This window comes from Paraglaciecola chathamensis S18K6, from assembly GCA_000314955.1.
In the GTDB taxonomy this organism is placed as follows: Bacteria; Pseudomonadota; Gammaproteobacteria; order Enterobacterales; family Alteromonadaceae; genus Paraglaciecola; species Paraglaciecola chathamensis.
This window is the reverse complement of record BAEM01000025.1, coordinates 1-711: the sequence shown is the minus strand read 5'-3', so window position 1 is coordinate 711 and position 711 is coordinate 1. Positions and strand designations below refer to the sequence as shown.

The window sequence follows — 711 nt, the reverse complement described above, 5'->3', positions numbered from 1 at the left end:
CAAACGTGACTCATAACCGAAGTTACCAGCCTATTTGCTCTGTATGCGTGACAAGTATTCATTTTCAAATCAGATAGAGTAAGCTCTTAAAGAGTTCTCTTAGTTTTGATTACTTTTATCAGCTTTCCATATTGTTAAAGAACATGTGTTTGCGTTTACACGCATTCACGTAGGGTTTAAAAAACCCTAATCAATAGATACTTAAGTAAGTACGCATTGATTAAGGCTAATCTTTCCTTCTAGCAAAAATCACTTTCTTAGAAAGTGGTGGAGCTAAGCAGGATCGAACTGCTGACCTCCTGCGTGCAAGGCAGGCGCTCTCCCAGCTGAGCTATAGCCCCTCAATTTGTGTTGAGGATTTTCATTTTTGGCCAGTTCGTATTTAGGCTAGGCGGATAGCGAGGACGTTTAGCCTGCTAAACGACGAGGTATCCAACACCGCATAAATGCGAAATGGTAGGCTTGGGCAGACTTGAACTGCCGACCTCACCCTTATCAGGGGTGCGCTCTAACCAGCTGAGCTACAAGCCTTTCTTGCTTCTGCTCTTTGCCCTATGCTGCGCCTTTGTTTGTCACTCACTCGGTTATGTACTGCTTGTACACGCCCTCGCTCGCTCCAAAGTCGGCTTGCCTAGAACAAACATCATCGCAATAAACGATGACTTAACAGCGCTAGAAATTGCTTGAATATCCCAAGCACTTCTTTTTTGC

Annotated in this window: 2 tRNA genes; both read right to left on the bottom strand. The window is 44.2% G+C overall.

The features are described from left to right. Positions 1 to 265: 265 nt before the first annotated feature. Positions 266 to 341: transfer RNA gene (locus GCHA_RS07825), tRNA-Ala, on the bottom strand. Positions 342 to 454: 113 nt separating this feature from the next. After that, positions 455 to 531: transfer RNA gene (locus GCHA_RS07820), tRNA-Ile, on the bottom strand. Between the last annotated feature and the right edge of the window lie 180 nt (positions 532 to 711).